Origin of the sequence: Vibrio sp. 10N.222.52.B7 (assembly GCF_041474275.1) — a bacterium.
Lineage (GTDB): Bacteria > Pseudomonadota > Gammaproteobacteria > Enterobacterales > Vibrionaceae > Vibrio > Vibrio crassostreae_C.
In genome coordinates, this window is sequence record NZ_JBFRTU010000355.1 from 1 (window position 1) to 382 (window position 382).

Here is a 382-nt window from a genome sequence, read left to right on the forward strand (position 1 = left end):
TGTTTGGGTAGCAAACAACTGGAATGTTATCCCTGCATTACTTGATAAAAACCCAGACCGTCGTACAGCAACCATGGGGGGTGGTAATGGCATGGTAGTGGTTTACGGCATCGCGCAGCCTGTTCAAAACCCATTAATCGGTCAAGTTCGTCCAATAAACCAAAACCTGATAAACACATAAAATAAAAGAAGCTGAATAGTTAATATTCAGCCTCTTTATTTTTGAATCAGCTTAATAGCATTAACCCTAGAGGTGAAAACACATGAATTCATTATTAACGAGTACATTATTATGGGGTGGAATAATTACCCTTACAGCTGGTTTACAAGGCATCATTCTTGATAAGTACTTACAGCTTAGTTATAAAATATCTATCACCTG

Annotated in this window: 1 protein-coding gene; it reads left to right on the forward strand. The window is 37.7% G+C overall.

Going from position 1 to position 382, the window contains the following annotated elements; genetic code table 11:
* Nucleotides 1-181: hypothetical protein (locus AB4512_RS23185; protein ID WP_372175869.1), on the forward strand; the 181-nt coding region annotated here is incomplete at its 5' end.
* Between the last annotated feature and the right edge of the window lie 201 nt (nt 182-382).